This window comes from Pseudomonas sp. BJa5 (genome assembly GCF_030272875.2).
GTDB lineage: Bacteria > Pseudomonadota > Gammaproteobacteria > Pseudomonadales > Pseudomonadaceae > Aquipseudomonas.
Genome location: NZ_JALRNG020000005.1, coordinates 153388 through 169931, shown reverse-complemented (window position 1 = coordinate 169931; position 16544 = coordinate 153388). Strand labels below are relative to the sequence as shown.

Here is a 16544-nt window from a genome sequence, read left to right as displayed (position 1 = left end):
GTCATGCACGGCGAATCTCCGATCAAACGTCGCGAATCCCGAAAAATCTGGGTGGGTAATGTGCCTGTCGGCGGTGATGCTCCCATCGCCGTCCAGAGCATGACCAACACCGACACCAATGACGTCGCCGCCACCGTGGCGCAGATCAACCGCCTGGTCGATGCCGGCGTCGATATCGTGCGCGTCTCGGTGCCGGACATGGACGCCGCCGAGGCCTTCGGCCGGATCAAGCAGCTGGTCAGCGTGCCGCTGGTCGCCGACATCCACTTCGACTACCGCATTGCCTTGCGCGTGGCCGAGCTGGGCGTCGATTGCCTGCGTATCAACCCGGGCAACATCGGTCGCGAAGACCGGGTGCGCGCGGTGGTCGATGCCGCCCGCGACCGCGGTATCCCGATCCGCATCGGCGTCAACGCCGGTTCCCTGGAAAAGGACCTGCAGAAGAAATACGGCGAGCCGACCCCGGCCGCCCTGGTCGAGTCGGCATTGCGCCACGTAGAGCACCTCGACCGCCTGGATTTCCAGGACTTCAAGGTCAGCGTCAAGGCCTCCGACGTGTTCATGGCCGTCGAAGCCTACCGCCTGCTGGCCAAGCAGATCGTTCAGCCGCTGCACCTGGGCATCACCGAAGCCGGTGGCCTGCGTTCGGGCACGGTGAAATCCGCGGTCGGCCTCGGTATGCTGCTCGCCGAAGGGATTGGCGATACCATTCGCATTTCCCTGGCGGCAGACCCGGTCGAGGAAGTGAAAGTCGGCTACGACATCCTCAAGTCCCTGCACCTGCGTTCCCGTGGCATCAACTTCATCGCCTGCCCGAGCTGCTCGCGGCAGAACTTCGATGTGGTCAAGACCATGAACGAGCTGGAAGGGCGCCTGGAAGACCTGCTGGTACCGATGGACGTGGCCGTGATCGGTTGCGTGGTCAACGGTCCGGGCGAGGCCAAGGAAGCCCATGTCGGGCTGACTGGCGGCACGCCGAACCTGATCTACATCGATGGCAAGCCATCGCAGAAGCTGACCAACGACAACCTGGTCGATGAGCTGGAAAAACTCATCCGCCAGAGGGCGGCCGAAAAGGCCGAAGCCGACGCGGCCCTGATCGCCCGTGGCTGACACTCAGATTCGTAAGGATTACCCGTGAGCAAATCGCTGCAAGCCATCCGTGGCATGAACGACATCCTGCCCGAGCAGACGCCCCTGTGGCGCTATTTCGAGAACACCGTCGCCGGCCTGCTGGACACCTACGGCTATCGCCAGATCCGCACGCCGATCGTCGAGTTCACCGAGCTGTTCAAGCGCTCGATCGGTGAAGTCACCGACATCGTCGAAAAAGAGATGTACACCTTCGACGACCGCAACGGCGACTCCCTGACCCTGCGTCCGGAAGGCACCGCGGCCTGCGTGCGTGCCGTGCTCGAACATGGCATCACCGGTAGCGGCCAGGTGCAGAAACTGTGGTACATCGGCCAGATGTTCCGCCACGAGCGCCCACAGAAAGGCCGTTATCGCCAGTTCCACCAGATCGGCGTGGAAGTCTTCAACCTCGACGGTCCGGACATCGACGCCGAGCTGATCATGCTGACCTGGCGCCTCTGGGGCCTGCTGGGCATTCGCGACGCGGTCAAGCTCGAGCTCAACAGCCTGGGCACCAGCGAAGCCCGTGCCCGTTACCGCGATGCGCTGGTCGAGTTCCTCTCGGCGCGTCTGGAACAGCTGGACGAAGACAGCCAGCGTCGCCTCAAGAGCAACCCGCTGCGCATCCTCGACAGCAAGGACGCCAACACCCAGGCGGTGCTGGTCGGTGCGCCGAAGCTTGAAGACTACCTGGACGAAGCGTCGCGAGTGCACTTCGACGGCCTCAAGGCGCGCCTGGATGCCGCCGGCATTCCGTTCGTGATCAACACCAAGCTGGTGCGCGGCCTGGACTACTACAGCAAGACCGTGTTCGAGTGGGTTACCGACAAGCTCGGCTCCCAGGGCACCGTCTGCGCCGGTGGCCGCTATGACGGCCTGGTCGAACAGATGGGCGGCAAGCCGACCCCGGGCGTCGGTTTCGCCATGGGCATCGAGCGCCTGATCCTGCTGCTGGAAACCCTGGAGCAGGTGCCCGAGTCGATCAACCGTCAGGTCGATGTATTCCTGTGCGCTGTCGGCGAGCAGGCCGAACTGGCAGGCCTGGCCCTGAGCGAACGCCTGCGAGACCGGCTGCCGAACCTGCGCCTGCAGGTCAACGCCGGCGGTGGCAGCTTCAAGAGCCAGTTCAAGAAGGCCGACAAGAGTGCGGCGCTGTTCGCCTTGATCCTGGGGGACGACGAAGTGGCGCAACAAGTGGTAGGTTTCAAACCCCTGCGTGGCCAGGGCGAACAACAAAACATTGCCTGGGATGCTCTGGCAGAGCACCTGGAAGCTTCCCTCGCGCAGGCGTGAAGCGGGTCAACAGCCGATTTGGTTAAAAGGAGTATTGGGGTGTCGAGTACCGATGATGAACAGCTGGCGGCATTCAAGGACTGGTGGCAGCGCAACGGCAAGCCACTGGTAACCGGCGGCCTGCTGGCACTGGTGATAGTGTTCGGCTGGCAAACCTTCCAGAAATACCAGGCCAACCAGTCGCAAGGCGCCTCGAACCTCTATCAGGCCCTGCTGGAAACCACCCTGACGCCGACTGGCGCACCGGATGCGGCCAAGGTTGCCGAGTTGTCCGGCAAGCTCAAGAGCGAGTTTGGCGGCAGCGCCTATGCCCAGTACGGCAGCCTGTTCGTGGCCAAGGTCGCGGTCGATGCCGGCAAGCTGGACGACGCCGCCGCCGAACTCAAGGCGGTGATGGACAAGCCGGCTGACGCCACCCTGGGCGAAATCGCCCGTCAGCGCCTGGCCCGTGTCATGGCGGCCCAGAGCAAGGTTGAAGAAGCCCTGAAGCTGCTCGAAGGCGATGCCGACAAGGCGTTCCTGGCCAGCCGTGAAGAGCTCAAGGGCGACCTGCTGGTTCAGGCCGGCCGCGCTGCCGATGCCCATGCCGCTTACGAAAAAGCCAAGGCCGCGCTGTCGGATGACGCCGCGATCGGTGGCCTGCAACTCAAGCTCGACGACCTGGCCAAAGGGGATGCCTGACGTGATCGGTTGGAAACATGCAGCAGTGCTGAGCCTGGCCCTTCTGGCCGTGGGCTGCAGCAGCAACAGCAAAAAGGAATTGCCGCCGGCCGAGCTGACCAGTTTCACCGAAGAGGTGGTCCTGAAGAAGCAATGGAGCCGTTCGATCGGTGACGGCCAGGGCGAAACCTTCAACATGCTGGTGCCGGCGATCGAGAACGATCGTATCTACGCCGCCGATGTCAGCGGCGTGGTGATGTCCCTGGACCGCAACACCGGCGACGTGATCTGGAAGAAAGACCTGGAGCTGCCGGTATCCGGCGCCGTGGGCGTGGGTTACGGCATGGTCATGCTCGGTACCCTCAAGGGCGAGGTGATTGCCCTGGATGCCACCAGCGGTGAACAGCGCTGGCGTTCGCGGGTCACCAGTGAAGTCCTGGCGCCGCCTGCCACCAACGGTGACGTGGTGGTGGTGCAGACCCAGGACGACCGCGTGATCGGCCTGGATGCCAGCACCGGTGACCGTCGCTGGATCTACGAAAGCACGCCGGCGGTACTGACCCTGCGTGGTACCGGTGCGCCGATCGTGACCAACCGCCTGGCCATCGCTGGCCTGTCGACCGGCAAGGTCATCGCCCTGGACACCCAGAACGGCGTGCCGGTCTGGGAGCAGCGCGTTGCCATTCCGCAAGGTCGCTCGGAGCTTGACCGGGTTGTCGACATCGACGGCGGCCTGCTGCTGTCCGGCGGCACCCTGTACGTGACCAGCTACCAGGGTCGGGTTGCCGGCCTGGACCTGGAAAGCGGCCGGGTGCTGTGGCAGCGTGACGCCTCCAGCTACACCGGTGTGGCCCAGGGCTTCGGCAACGTCTACGTGAGCCTGGCTTCGGGCACCGTGGAAAGCATCGACGAGCGCTCCTCCAGCGCGCTGTGGAGCAACGACTCGCTAGCCCGTCGTCAGCTGTCGGCGCCGGAAGTGTTCTCCAGCTATGTGGCGGTGGGTGACCTGGAAGGCTACCTGCACCTGCTCAGCCAGGTCGATGGCCGCTTCGTCGGTCGCGAGCGTATCGATAGCGATGGCCTGCGTGCCCGTCCGCTGGTGGTGGGTGACACCATCTATGTGTACGGCAACAGCGGCAAGCTCGAGGCGCTGACCATTCGCTGAGGCTATGCTTGAGGCCGTGCAGGCCTCGGGCTGCGGCACTTCGGGTGCCGCCCGAACTCCGGCCGCTGCAGTGCAGCGGCCTTTGTATTTTCTGAATTTATGCAGTGGAGAGCCGCATGGTTCCCGTAATCGCCCTGGTGGGCCGACCGAACGTCGGTAAATCCACCATGTTCAACCGCCTGACCAAGACCCGCGATGCCATCGTCGGTGACTTGTCGGGCCTGACCCGTGACCGCCAGTACGGCGAGGCCCGCTGGCAGGGCCGTTCCTACATCCTGATCGACACCGGTGGTATTACCGGCGACGAAGTGGGCATGGACGAGAAGATGGCCGAGCAGTCGCTGATGGCCATCGAGGAAGCGGACTACGTATTGTTCCTGGTCGATGCCCGCGCCGGCATGACCGCCGCCGACCAGATGATTGCCGAGCACCTGCGCAAGCGCAACAAGCAGTCGTTCCTGGTGGCCAACAAGATCGACAACATCGATCCGGACACCGCCCGCGCCGAATTCGCCCCCATGGGCATGGGCAACGCCATTCCGGTGGCCGGCTCCCAGGGCCGTGGCATCAATGCCCTGATGGAACTGGTGCTGGGTGAAGTACCACGCGACAAGGAAGACGAAGCCCTCGACGAGGACGTCGCCGAAGGCGAAGAGGCCGCGCGCATCCCGGGCCCGAGCGAGAAAGATGGCATCAAGATTGCCATCATCGGCCGCCCCAACGTCGGCAAGTCGACCCTGGTCAACCGCATGCTCGGCGAAGAGCGCGTGGTGGTCTACGACCAGCCGGGCACCACCCGCGACAGTATCTACATTCCCTTCGAGCGTGACGAAGAGAAGTACACCCTGATCGACACCGCCGGGGTGCGCAAGCGCGGCAAGATCCACGAAGAAGTCGAAAAATTCTCTGTGGTGAAGACCCTGCAGGCGATCAAGGACGCCAACGTGGTGATCTTCGTCATGGACGCCCGCGAAGGCGTGGTCGACCATGACCTGAACCTGCTGGGCTTCGCCCTGGAAGCCGGTCGTGCCATCGTCATCGCCCTGAACAAGTGGGACGGCATGCAGCCAGGCGAGCGCGACTACGTGAAGACCGAGCTGGAACGCCGGCTGTTCTTCGTCGATTTCGCCGACATCCACTTCATTTCGGCGCTGCATGGCACTGGCGTGGGCAACCTGTACAAGTCGGTGCAGGCCTCGTTCAAGTCGGCGGTCACCCGCTGGCCGACCAGCCGCCTGACCCAGATCCTCGAAGACGCGGTCAGCGAGCACCAGCCGCCGATGGTCAACGGTCGCCGGATCAAGCTGCGCTACGCCCACCTGGGTGGCGCCAACCCGCCGATCATCGTGATCCACGGCAACCAGGTCGAGAAGGTGCCGCGTTCCTACTCGCGTTACCTGGAGAACACCTATCGCCGGGTGCTCAAGCTGGTCGGTACGCCGATCCGCATCGAGTACAAGGGCAGCGACAACCCGTATGAAGGCAACAAGAACACCTTGACCGATCGCCAGGTCAACAAGAAGCGCCGCTTGATGTCGCACCACAAGAAGGCCGAGAAGAAGCGCAAGGACAAGCGCAAGTAACTTTCCTCAAGCAGCCCGCTCCCCCTGTAGGAGCGGGCTTGCCCCGCGAACCTGCAAACCCCGCCTGCGACCGTTACAACCTTTTTCCTGACTGCTCAATCCGCTATGCTCGGATTCCGACCGCCGGATAGTTCTGCAGGAAAGAGGGCTCCATGATCAGCAGCAAGTTGCCGAACGTCGGCACCACCATCTTTACCACCATGTCCCAGCTCGCCGCGCAAACCGGCGCCTTGAACCTGTCCCAGGGTTTTCCCGATTTCAACGGCCCCCAGGCGCTGCTCGATGCGGTCGGCCGGCATGTCAGTGCCGGACACAATCAGTATTGCCCGATGACCGGCTTGCCGGCCCTGCGCCAGCAGGTGGCGAGCAAGATTGCCCGCAGCTACGGCGTCACTGTCGATGCCGATCACGAAGTCACCATCACCCCCGGTGCCACCGAAGCGATCTTCTGTGCGATTCATGCGGTGATCCGTGCCGGTGACGAAGTGATTGTCTTCGACCCCAGCTATGACAGCTACGAGCCGTCGGTGGAACTGGCTGGCGGGCGCTGCGTGCATGTGCAGCTCACCGACGGGCAGTTTGCTATCGATTGGCAGAAGCTCAGCGATGCCCTGAGCCCACGTACGCGCATGATCATTCTCAACTCGCCGCACAACCCGAGCGGTGCGGTGATCAGCCGCGATGACCTGGACAAGCTGGCGGCGCTGATCGCCGAGCGGGACATCTACCTGGTCAGCGACGAGGTCTATGAACACCTGGTGTTCGATGGCGTGCGCCATGCCAGCGTGCTGGCCCATGAAGCGCTGTACGCGCGCGCGTTCGTAGTCAGCTCGTTCGGCAAGACCTACCACGTCACCGGCTGGAAGACCGGTTACGTGGTTGCGCCCCCGGCCCTGAGCGCCGAGCTGCGCAAGGTCCACCAGTACGTCAACTTCTGCGGGGTGACGCCGCTGCAATGGGCCCTGGCCGACTTCATGGCCGAGCACCCCGAGCATGTCGAAGAGTTGCCGGCGTTCTACCAGGCCAAACGCGACCTGTTCTGCGACCTGCTGGCGCCATCGCGCTTTCAGTTCACCCGTACGGCGGGTACCTATTTCCAGCTGGTCGACTATTCGGCCATCCGCCCGGACCTCAACGATGTCGAGATGTCCCTGTGGCTGACCCGTGAACACGGCGTGGCAACCATTCCGGTGTCGGTGTTCTACCAGCAACCCATTCCCGAGCAGCGCCTGGTGCGCCTGTGTTTTGCCAAACGCGAGGAGACGCTGCGTCAGGCAGCGGAGAAGCTATGCGCGATCTGAGTGCCCTGCCCAACCTGAAAGTGGCCCTGGTGCAGACAACCCTGGCCTGGCAGGACCGCCAGGCCAATTACGATCACTTCGAAAGCCTGCTGGAGCAGGCCCGGGGTGCCGATCTGATCATCCTGCCGGAGATGTTCACCACCGGCTTTACCATGGATTCCGAGAGCCAGGCCGAGCCGGAAAACGGGCCGACCTACAAATGGCTCAAGGGCCAGGCCAAGAAAATCGATGCGGTGATCACCGGCAGTGTAATCATCCAGGCCGCCGACGGCAGCCACCGCAACCGCCTGCTGTGGGCCCGTCCCGATGGCGAGATCCTGTTCTACGACAAGCGCCACCTGTTCCGCATGGCCGGTGAGCACAAGCACTACACCCCGGGCGATCGCCAGGTGCAGTTCGAGATCAAGGGTTGGCGGGTACGTCCGCTGATCTGCTACGACCTGCGCTTCCCGGTGTGGAGCCGTGATGCCCAGGACACCGACCTGCTGCTGTACACCGCCAACTGGCCGGCGGCCCGGCGCCAGCACTGGAACCGCTTGCTGCCGGCTCGCGGCATCGAGAACCTGTGTTATGTGGCGGCAGTGAACCGCGTCGGCACCGACGGCAAGGGGTTTGCCTACACCGGCGACAGCCAGGTCCTGGACTTCCAGGGCGAAAGCCTGCTCAGCGCGGGGGAGGCGGACGGGGTGTTTACCGCGACACTCAGCGCGGCGGACCTGGCGGCCTACCGCACCCGGTTCCCGGCCAACCTGGATGCCGATACGTTCGAGCTGCATTGAGTGCGATCGCGGGGCAAGCCCGCTCCCACAGAGCACACCTGTGGGAGCGGGCTTGCCCCGCGATGATTCCCTCAACCCTTAATACACATCCCGCCGATACCGCCCCAACTCGATCAGACGCTCCACCTCGGCAGCCCCGAGCACCTCGTTCAACACCTCATCCACCCCACTGGCCATCCCCAGCAGGCTGCCGCAGATGTAGATCGATGCGCCTTCATCCAGCCAACGGCGCAATGTATCCGCCTGTTCGCGCAACCGATCCTGTACGTAGACCTTGTTGGCCTGGTCCCGAGAAAACGCCAGGTCCAGACGCGCCAGCCCACCGCTATCCAGCCAGCCATGCAACTCCTCCCCGCAGAGGGCGTCGTGGGCCTGGTTGCGCTCGCCGAACAGCAGCCAGTTGCGCTGCTCCCCGGTGGCAATCCGGCCCTTGAGCAGGCTGCGCAGCCCGGCAAGGCCAGTGCCATTGCCGATCAGGATCATCGGTGTGGCCGGCGCCGGCAGGTGGAAGCCGCTGTTGCGGCGCAGGCGCAGGCTGACGTTGTCGCTCACCGGCAGGTGTTCGGTCAGCCAGCCGGAGCCCAGGCCCAGGCTGCCGTCCGCATGCCGTTCCTGGCGCACGATCAGTTCCAGGACGCCGTCGCTGGCGATCGAGGCAATCGAGTATTCCCGGGCAGCCAGGGGAATCAGGGAATCCACCAGCGCCTGGGCGTGCAACCCGACCAGGTGCTCGCGGCTCTTGGGTAACTGACGGCTGGCCAACGCCTGGAGCAAGGTTTCCTGCAGGCCCTCGACCAGAACCTGTGCATTACCGTCCAGACCCAGGCCACGCAGGAACAGCTCAAGGCTGTGAGCGCTATTACGCGGCAGGATTTCCACCAGGTCGCCGGGCTCCCATTGCGCGGGCTGCTGGGGCTTGAGGCCCAGCAGGTAGACGGACGAACCCTGGCTGCCCGGGTTCATCAGCTCGCGCTTGACCAGTGTCCAGTTGGCAAAGGTCGGTGCTTTCCATGCCGTTGGCGCGGTGCTGCCGGTCAACTGCGCCAACTGTTGCTGCCAGTGCTGCAAGGCGGCCGGGTCGGCGCTGTCGACTTCTACAGCCGCAAAGGCGCTGGTGGCGCCACGTTCGCCGAGCCAGGCCTGCAGGCGATGGGCAAAGCCGCAGAAGTGCGGGTACTGGCGATCGCCCAGGGCGAGCAGGGCGTAGTTCAGTTTTTCCAGGGCCCAGGGTTGGCCGAGCACCTTGCGCTCGAAACCACGGGCGCTGTCCGGTGCTTCACCATCGCCGAAGGTACTGACGACGAACAGAGCCCGTTCGGCCTGGTGCAGGTCCTGTTCGGTCAGCTCGGCGAGCGGGCGAACCTGTACCGGCAAGCCGGCGGCCTGCAACTGGCCGGCGCTCTGCCAGGCCAGTTGCTCGGCAAAGCCGCTCTGGCTGGCAAAGCCCACCAGCCAGCCTTTGCCCTGGCCGCTCGATGGCGCCAGGTTGCTGCGGGCGGCGCGTACCTGGCGCTTCTTGCGGCGACGGTCGAGGTAGAGCAGCCAGCCGGTGACGAAGAACAACGGCATGGTCAGGCTGGCGATGGTCACCAGGATGCGTCCGGTCAGGCCGAAGTAGCTGCCCACATGCAGGGCATAGACACTGGCCAGTAGCTGGGCCTTGAACGACTTGTCGGCGTAGCGCTCGTGCTTTTTCACCTGGCCGCTGGCCGGGTCGATGGTCAGGGCGTTGAGGGCGCGCTCGTGTTCGGCCCCCTCCAGCAGGTAGAACAGGGTTGCCGGTTGCCCGCCAGCTGGCGGCAGGCGCAGGTTGTAGCTGGTCATGCCGGGACCTGCGGCGGTTTGCAGGTTGCTCCAGATGGCCTCGTAGTCGACCACCAGTGGCTTGGCGTCTTTGCCCGGTGCACCGCCAGGACGACCGCGGCCTTCGCCGCGCTTGTGCTGCTGGCCGGCTGCGGGGCCGTCGGCCAGCAGCTTGTTCAGGCCTTCGCGATACCACTCATAGGACCAGAACAGGCCGGTGAGGGCGAACAATAGGTAGAACAGCAGGCACCAGGTGCCGGCCACGGCATGCAGGTCCCAGTTGAACGCACGGCCTTTCTTGGCCCAGTCCAGGGTCAGCCAGGTGCGCCAGTTCAAGGCCTTGCGCGGCCAGCGCAGGTACAGGCCGGAGAGGCAGAAGAAAATCAGCATCAGGGTACAGGCGCCGGTGATCTGCCGACCGGTATCGCCCATGGCCAGGAAACGGTGCAGTCGCAGCATCAGGTCGAAAAAGCCCTGGCCGGCGACATCGCCCTGCAGCTTGCCGGTGTAGGGATCGGCATAGTGCATCAGGCCCCGACGCTCACCGGGCGGCGGGGTGAAGAACACCCGTGCGGCCTTGTCGCTGCCGGGCTGCACCGAGAGCATGGCGACCTTGTCGCCGTGTTCGGCTTCGATCCTGCGCACCAGCTCAGGCATCGGCAGCACACCTTCCTGGCGCACTTCAACCGTGAGGACGTCGGGGTTGAACAGCTCCAGCAGTTCATCCTGGAACGACCAGATAGCGCCGGTGATGCCCATCAGGGCCAGTACCAGGCCTGCTGTGATCCCGAAGAACCAGTGCAGTTGAAACAGGGATTTCTTCACCACATCGATCACCTTGTTTGCTCGCAAATGCGAATGCGACGCGCATTATGCCTTGATACACGAAAGCCCCGGTCATCGAAATGAACGGGGCTTGCAAGTCAGCGACCTCAGAAGTGGACGCTGGTGGTCAGCAGGGCGGTGCGCCCGGCAGCCTGGTTGGCGAAGTGAGTCGAGTAGGCCTTGTCGTAGTAGGTTTCGTCGGTCAGGTTCTGCACGTTCAGCTGCAAGTCGACGTTCTTGGTCAGCTTATAGCTGGCCATGGCGTCGTAACGAACATAGCTGTCGACCATGGTGGTGTTGGCCACGCTGCCGTAGACCTCATCCACATAGAAGGCGCCGCCACCGATGGTCAGCTTCGGTGTCAGGTTGTAGGTGGTCCACAGGCTGGCACTGTTGTTCGGCGTGTTGGGCAACTGGTTGCCATCGTTGGCCTTGCCCAGCGGGCCGCCGTCGATCTGGCGCGCTTCCATGTAGGTGTAGCCGGCGAACACCTGCCATTGCTCGGTGATCCTGCCGCTGGCCGACAACTCGATACCTTCGACGCGGGTTTCGCCGACGTTCTCGTAAGTCAGGGTATTGGTCTGGACCCGGGCGTTTTCCTTCTCGGTGCGGAACAGCGCAGCGGTCAGCGACAGGCGCTGGTCGAGCAGGTCCCACTTGGTGCCGATTTCGTAGTTGGTGGTTTCTTCCGGCTCCAGGTCGCTGCTCAGCAGGTTGCCGTTGCGATCCGGGGTGCCTGGCAGCGGGTTGCCTTCGGTGCCTTCACCGAGCATGGCGCCCGGCGGGGTGGCCGAGGTGGCGTAGGAGACGTAGATGCTGCCGTTTTCAGCCGGTTTCCACACCAGGCCCAGCTGACCGGTGAAGAACTCGCTGACATCGCTGCCCTTGGCGGTGGTGGTACCGGCGGCGTTGAAGGTTTTGTAGTCAGTGTCGAAGTGGTCGTAGCGCAGGCCCATGTTCAGCAGCCACTGCGGCGACAGCTCGAGGGTGTCGAAGGCGTAGATCGCGCGGGTCTTGCTGTTGGTGTCGGTGCCGGCGTAGTTGCGCGAGATGGCGCCGTTCCACGGGTCATCCGGGTTCGGGTTGCTCAGCGAGGTGCAGTTGTAGCCGCTGCTGGCACCGATCATGGCGGGGGTGCAGTTGGTGCTGGCGTTGCCCGGCGACGACGGGGTGGTGTCGGTGTTGACGTTATAGGAAGAACGATCGCTTTCCTCACGGCTGAACTCGACGCCGGTGGAGAAGCTGTTCTTGAACCCGGCCACGTAGAAGTCGCCGAACAGGTCGGTCTGGTTGGTGGTGGTCGCGGTATTGCCGACGCGGCTGTTCATGCGACGCCAGACGCTGCCGTTGTTGACGTTGCCCTTGGAGTCGTCCGGCTGGGTGAGGATGTAGTCCTGCATCGAGTTGCCGTGGCGCAGGGTGTTCTTCACGGTCAGCGAGTCGCTCAGGTCGTGCTCGATGGCGAAGGTGGCGATGTCGACGCGGGTCTTGCGGAAGTCGCGATCGGTCAGGCCGTAGAAGTTGCTGCTGTCGCCGCCGTCGATCGGTTTGTCCGGGTGGGCCGAGGTGCGGCCGGTGCTGCCCGAGGTCGGAATGCTGTAGGGGATGCCCGAGTCCGGCAGGTCGTCGCTTTCCAGGTGGTAGTAGTCGAGGTTGACCCGGGTCGGGGTGCCCAGGCCGAAGGCCAGCGACGGGGCGATACCCCAGCGGTCGTAGTTGACCTTGTCGCGGCCGGCGACGTTGCTTTCGTGACTCATCAGGTTCAGGCGGCCGGCGGCGTTGTCGGTGAACTGGTAGTTGCCGTCCAGGGTGTAGCGCTCGGTCTGGTCGGAGCCCCAGGTGAAGCCACCGTCGAAGGAGTTGCCCAGGTGCGCGCGCTTGCTGACCAGATTGATGGTACCGCCGGCTGCGCCGCGACCACCGATGGCCGAGTTCGGGCCTTTGCTGACTTCAATCGACTCCACGGCGAAGATCTCGCGGGTCTGGGCGCCGGTGTCGCGCACGCCGTCCAGGTAGGTATCGCCCTGGGCATCGAAGCCACGGATGAACGGACGGTCACCTTGCGGGTTGCCGCCTTCACCGGCGCCGAAGGTAATGCCCGGCACGGTACGCAAGGCGTCCTGCAGCGACAGGGCATTGGTGTCCTTGAGCACTTGTTGCGGAATCACGGTAATCGAGCGAGGGGTGTCCACCAGCGGCGCGGTGTACTTCGGCGAGGCGGCGCGTTCGACCTGGTAGTCGGTGCTGGCGTCAGCCTGGCCGGTCACACTGGTCGCGTCCAGGGCGATTGTGCCGTCCTTGGCAGGCTCCGCTTCGGCGGCGAAGGCCAGGTGGCCGGCGGAGGTGGCGGTGATCGCCACACCGATGGCGGAGGCAAGCAAACGTGGTGAACTGACAGCGGTTGGCACGTAGTGACGCGGCATGGTGGTCCCCTTCCCCAGGATTTCAAGGCCGCGAAATATAATGTAAACAAATATGAGTAACAATTGAGAGGAATTGCTATTCGCAATAAATTTACAATCTTTACAATTTGTTTCTACGGTTTCCTTGTGCTGAAACGTCGCACCCGGCGGAAAGGGCTTGTGGATAGTCAATAGGAATGAATATCATTGACGTCTTTTCCGCTTTCAGGTGTCCGAGCCATGCTGCTAACCATTCCCGGGCTGTTTTCCGCAGACGAAGTCCAGCGCATCCGCCAGGCCCTGGAGCAAACCGAATGGGCCGACGGCAAGATCACCGCGGGCTACCAGTCGGCCAAGGCCAAGCACAACCTGCAGCTGCCCGAAGGGCATCCGCTGGCCAAGGAAATCGGCACGGCATTGATCGAGCGCCTGTGGCAGCACCCGCGGTTCATGTCGGCAGCCTTGCCGCACAAGGTCTTCCCGCCGCTGATCAACTGCTACCGCGAAGGCGGAAACTTCGGCTTTCATATCGACAACGCCCTGCGCCAACCCCGTGGCAGCCAAGAGCGGGTGCGCACCGACCTGTCGTCGACCCTGTTCCTGAGCAACCCCGAAGACTACGACGGCGGCGAGCTGGTTATCCAGGACACCTATGGCATCCAGCAGGTCAAGTTGGCAGCGGGGGACCTGGTCCTGTACCCGGGCACCAGCCTGCACAAGGTCAACCCGGTCACCCGGGGCGAGCGTTTCGCCGCGTTCTTCTGGACCCAGAGCCTGGTGCGCGAAGACAGCCAGCGCACCTTGCTGTTCGAGATGGACAATGCCATCCAGCAACTGACGGCAGACATGCCCGATCATCCGGCGCTGATCCAGCTGACCGGCACATACCACAACCTGCTGCGTCGCTGGGTCGAGGTCTGAGTCATGGCGTTCGCGTTGCGCAACCGCCAGGAGGTGGACAGCGAGGAGTTCGCGCGGATGCTCGAACAGAGCCCGGCCAAGGCCGCCCAGGCGCTACTGGCTGCAGCCGGGCAGGGCCTCGTCGAAGCCCAGGTGCTACTTGGACAGATTCTTCTCGATGGTCGCGGCATTGAAAAAGACCCTGCTCTGGCCCGGCGTTGGTTCGCCATTGCTGCCAACCGTGGCAGCGCCATGGCCGACAACATGCTTGGCCGCTGCCTGGAGCATGGATGGGGCGGGGAGGTCGATCTGGTCCAGGCTGCCCGGCATTACTGGCAGGCGGCACGGTCCGGGCTGGATTGGGGGATGTACAACCTTGCCAATCTGTTGGGTACCGGTCGTGGTGTCGCGCTGAACCATCCAGAGGCGTTGGCCTTGTACAGGCAGGCGGCCGAACTGGGCCACGCCAAGTCGATGAACCTGCTGGGGCGTTACCTGGAGCAAGGGCTGGCGTGCACTGCCGATCAGGTTCAGGCACGGGAATGGTATCGGCGTTCCGCCGAGGCTGGTGATTTTCGCGGGCAGTTCAGCCATGCCACGACACTGGTCGAGCAGGGCCGGCTCGAACAGGCATTACCCTGGCTGGAACGCGCACTGGCGTTGGGCAATCTGAATTTCCTGCGCGCCTGTACGCCGATCCTGGAGCAGAGCCAGGAGCCTCGTTTGCGGCCTTGCGCCGCAGCTTATCGCGCCCGCCTGGATGGACTGCTGAGCATGAGCCAGCAAGCGTAGTGAAGTGTGATTGAGCGGTTCGGGCCGAAAACAGACAAAGGCAGGAAATACGCACAAGGGCGCCCGGCAAGTCGGGCGCCCTTGTTGCTGTATTACAGGTAGTAAGCCTTCAGCGGCGGGAAGCCGTTGAATTCCACCGCGCTGTAGCTGGTGGTGTAGGCGCCGGTGGACAGCCAGTACAGGCGGTCACCGATGGCCAGGTTCAGCGGCAGGCCGTACTTGTAGTGCTCGTACATGATGTCGGCGCTGTCGCAGGTCGGGCCGGCGATCACGACTTCTTCCATCTCGCCTTTCTTCTCGGTCCAGATCGGGAACTTGATCGACTCGTCCATGGTTTCGATCAGGCCGGAGAACTTGCCCACGTCGGTGTACACCCAGCGCTCGACCGCGGTACGCGACTTGCGCGCCACCAGCACCACTTCACTGACCAGGATGCCGGCGTTGGCGATCAGCGAACGGCCTGGCTCGAGGATGATTTCCGGCAGGTCGTCGCCGAAGTCTTCCTTGAGGAAGCGGATGATCTCTTCGGCGTAGGTTTCCAGGCTGTTGGTCCGGGTGATGTAGTTGGCCGGGAAGCCGCCACCCATGTTGATCAGCTTGAGCTCGATGCCGTCTTCTTCCTTCAGGCGCTCGAAGATCACCTTGACCTTGGCGATGGCCGCGTCCCAGACGCTGATGTCACGCTGCTGGGAGCCGACGTGGAAGGAAATGCCGTAAGGCACCAGGCCCAGGTCACGGGCCAGGATCAGCAGGTCCATGGCCATGTCGGTCTGGCAGCCGAACTTGCGCGACAGCGGCCAGTCGGCGGTGGTGGAGCCTTCGGTGAGGATGCGCACGTAGACTTTCGAGCCCGGTGCGGCCTTGGCGATGTTGCGCAGGTCCGCTTCGGAGTCGGAGGCGTACAGGCGCACACCCTTCTCATAGAAGTAGCGGATGTCCTTGGACTTCTTGATGGTGTTGCCGTAGCTGATGCGATCAGGGCTCACGCCGCGGCCCAGTACCTTGTCCAGCTCGTAGATCGAGGCGATGTCGAAGCTCGAGCCTTTTTCCTTGAGCAGGTCGATGATCTCGACGGCCGGGTTGGCCTTGACCGCGTAGTAGACCTTGGCGAATTCGAAACCGGCGCGCAGGTCGTCGTAGGCCTGGCTGATCATCTGCGTGTCGATGAGCACGAACGGGGTTTCTTGCTTGTCGGCGAACGCCTTCATTTTCTGAAAGGTATCGCGCGCGAAGTAGTCTTCGACCTGGATCGACATGCTTAGGGACTCCATGGGCAAACTGAAAAAATAAGTGGCTGCAACTGAACGCCCTCCGTATCCCCACTTTGGTTCGCCTACTTCCCAAGGCATGTCGCCGAAAGCAAAAAGGTCAACCGTGCGTGATAAAGCGAGCTACGGGTGACCTTGCTGTCTCGTCGTCAGTACTTGAGCCGGATGGATCGTTTCCAGCATGGACGTTCGGCGCGAACTTTAGGACCTGAGGGGCTCAAGATCAACAAAAAATGTCGCGATTTTGCACACGTCTGTCGCCGTGTCTCGAGCTGTCACATTGCAACTGACCCAGGTAAACAGTAGATGTTCAATTTGATGACAAAAGCGTTAAAAATACCTGCATGTGTGGAGATCGTGCCGAGAGTCGGCTAACTCGCCAAGAGCGGCGCGAATGGGGCGGAATCGGGGCAAAAGTCGTTGAACAGGTGGCGATTTTCCCCTCTTGGCGGTAAGGTCGCGCGCCGGCTCTGCAGGATGCCCCGTTCATATTTTTTCTCGCCTTTTTCAGCGGGCTGACGCACGCCGGGCACCAGGATTTTTGTCCCGGTCGCGCTTCGTCGGCGGGCGTTAACTTCGATTGCTGCTCTTAATAAGAAACATTATTATTCGCGCACTCTCTCTTTGCCTGGCGTACCC

12 protein-coding genes are annotated in these 16544 nt (G+C 63.2%); 9 read left to right on the top strand and 3 right to left on the bottom strand.

The genetic code is table 11. The features are described 5' to 3' along the window. Positions 1-3: 3 nt before the first annotated feature. The 7 genes from ispG (at position 4) to M2D63_RS04700 (ending at position 7915) form a co-directional block, all read left to right on the top strand. Entirely contained in the window at positions 4-1113 is a 1110-nt protein-coding gene (ispG, locus tag M2D63_RS04730; protein WP_285861653.1) for a flavodoxin-dependent (E)-4-hydroxy-3-methylbut-2-enyl-diphosphate synthase, read from the top strand. Positions 1114-1137: 24 nt separating this feature from the next. Next, positions 1138-2427, top strand: coding sequence for a histidine--tRNA ligase (hisS, locus tag M2D63_RS04725; RefSeq protein ID WP_285861652.1), 1290 nt, complete (start codon positions 1138-1140; stop codon positions 2425-2427). Positions 2428-2466: 39 nt separating this feature from the next. Then, positions 2467-3108, top strand: coding sequence for a tetratricopeptide repeat protein (locus tag M2D63_RS04720; protein WP_285861651.1), 642 nt, complete (start codon positions 2467-2469; stop codon positions 3106-3108). Beyond that, complete coding sequence (gene bamB, locus M2D63_RS04715; RefSeq protein ID WP_285861650.1) at positions 3101-4252, top strand: outer membrane protein assembly factor BamB; 1152 nt, start codon at positions 3101-3103, stop codon at positions 4250-4252. Before M2D63_RS04720 ends, bamB begins: the two co-directional genes overlap by 8 nt. A gap of 116 nt (positions 4253-4368) precedes the next feature. Beyond that, positions 4369-5835: a ribosome biogenesis GTPase Der gene (gene der / locus M2D63_RS04710; RefSeq protein WP_285861649.1), complete on the top strand. Its 1467-nt coding sequence runs from the start codon at positions 4369-4371 to the stop codon at positions 5833-5835. 152 nt (positions 5836-5987) lie between these two features. After that, complete coding sequence (locus M2D63_RS04705) at positions 5988-7136, top strand: pyridoxal phosphate-dependent aminotransferase (protein WP_285861648.1); 1149 nt, start codon at positions 5988-5990, stop codon at positions 7134-7136. Next, the gene (locus tag M2D63_RS04700) at positions 7124-7915 is read left to right on the top strand and encodes an amidohydrolase (protein WP_285861647.1); all 792 of its coding nucleotides are present in this window, start codon (positions 7124-7126) and stop codon (positions 7913-7915) included. The genes M2D63_RS04705 and M2D63_RS04700 overlap by 13 nt, the downstream gene beginning before the upstream one ends. Before the next feature lie 78 nt (positions 7916-7993). On the opposite strand, the gene M2D63_RS04695 is transcribed toward M2D63_RS04700, so the two are convergent. Together M2D63_RS04695 and M2D63_RS04690 are read right to left on the bottom strand one after the other, a co-directional pair. Continuing rightward, positions 7994-10546 carry a sulfite reductase flavoprotein subunit alpha gene (locus M2D63_RS04695; protein ID WP_285861646.1) on the bottom strand — a complete coding sequence of 851 codons (2553 nt, stop codon included), beginning with the start codon at positions 10544-10546 and terminating at the stop codon, positions 7994-7996. 104 nt (positions 10547-10650) lie between these two features. After that, entirely contained in the window at positions 10651-12966 is a 2316-nt protein-coding gene (locus M2D63_RS04690; RefSeq protein WP_285861644.1) for a TonB-dependent siderophore receptor, read from the bottom strand. A 219-nt stretch (positions 12967-13185) separates the two neighbouring features. On the opposite strand from M2D63_RS04690, the gene M2D63_RS04685 reads away from it, so the two are divergent. Together M2D63_RS04685 and M2D63_RS04680 are read left to right on the top strand one after the other, a co-directional pair. Beyond that, the gene (locus tag M2D63_RS04685; protein ID WP_285861643.1) at positions 13186-13866 is read left to right on the top strand and encodes a Fe2+-dependent dioxygenase; all 681 of its coding nucleotides are present in this window, start codon (positions 13186-13188) and stop codon (positions 13864-13866) included. Positions 13867-13869: 3 nt separating this feature from the next. Further along, positions 13870-14637 (top strand): tetratricopeptide repeat protein, encoded by a 768-nt coding sequence (locus tag M2D63_RS04680; RefSeq protein ID WP_285861642.1) that lies wholly within the window; start codon positions 13870-13872, stop codon positions 14635-14637. A 92-nt stretch (positions 14638-14729) separates the two neighbouring features. Here M2D63_RS04680 and M2D63_RS04675 read toward each other — a convergent pair whose 3' ends face one another. Continuing rightward, positions 14730-15893, bottom strand: coding sequence for a type III PLP-dependent enzyme (locus tag M2D63_RS04675; protein WP_285861641.1), 1164 nt, complete (start codon positions 15891-15893; stop codon positions 14730-14732). Positions 15894-16544 lie beyond the last annotated feature (651 nt).

What these genes read in the sequence shown, in the direction of transcription:
- ispG (WP_285861653.1), top strand. Translation starts at nt 4, where the DNA reads ATGCACGGCGAATCTCCGATCAAACGTCGCGAATCCCGAAAAATCTGG.
- bamB (WP_285861650.1), top strand. Translation starts at nt 3,101, where the DNA reads ATGCCTGACGTGATCGGTTGGAAACATGCAGCAGTGCTGAGCCTGGCC.
- der (WP_285861649.1), top strand. Translation starts at nt 4,369, where the DNA reads ATGGTTCCCGTAATCGCCCTGGTGGGCCGACCGAACGTCGGTAAATCC.
- M2D63_RS04705 (WP_285861648.1), top strand. Translation starts at nt 5,988, where the DNA reads ATGATCAGCAGCAAGTTGCCGAACGTCGGCACCACCATCTTTACCACC.
- M2D63_RS04700 (WP_285861647.1), top strand. Translation starts at nt 7,124, where the DNA reads ATGCGCGATCTGAGTGCCCTGCCCAACCTGAAAGTGGCCCTGGTGCAG.
- M2D63_RS04690 (WP_285861644.1), bottom strand. Translation starts at nt 12,966, where the DNA reads ATGCCGCGTCACTACGTGCCAACCGCTGTCAGTTCACCACGTTTGCTT.
- M2D63_RS04685 (WP_285861643.1), top strand. Translation starts at nt 13,186, where the DNA reads ATGCTGCTAACCATTCCCGGGCTGTTTTCCGCAGACGAAGTCCAGCGC.
- M2D63_RS04680 (WP_285861642.1), top strand. Translation starts at nt 13,870, where the DNA reads ATGGCGTTCGCGTTGCGCAACCGCCAGGAGGTGGACAGCGAGGAGTTC.
- M2D63_RS04675 (WP_285861641.1), bottom strand. Translation starts at nt 15,893, where the DNA reads ATGTCGATCCAGGTCGAAGACTACTTCGCGCGCGATACCTTTCAGAAA.